At 38.8% G+C, this 240-nt stretch carries 1 protein-coding gene; it reads right to left on the reverse strand.

Translation table 11 applies throughout. The annotated features are described in order from the left end of the window. On the reverse strand, positions 1-240 hold a 240-nt coding region (locus RTW80_RS30605), incomplete at both ends, for an ATP-binding cassette domain-containing protein (RefSeq protein WP_312722008.1).

Raw genomic sequence — 240 nt, forward strand, 5'->3', positions numbered from 1 at the left:
GCGCATCTCTTTCCAGTCAATAATCCTGATGCCACAAACCTTTTTAGTCAGGTGACGGCCTATATATAGATTTTCCAGCACGGTTAATTCATCAATAACGCTGAGTTCCTGATATATAATGCCGATGCCCAGTCTTGCTGCCAGTTTATGATCCAATTTGTCGTAATTCTTTTCATTAATAATAATGGAGCCTTTGGTCGGTTCATGAATTCCCGACAATACTTTCATTAAGGTTGATTT

This window comes from Escherichia sp. AM3 (genome assembly GCF_032029835.1).
Classification (GTDB): domain Bacteria; phylum Pseudomonadota; class Gammaproteobacteria; order Enterobacterales; family Enterobacteriaceae; genus Escherichia; species Escherichia coli.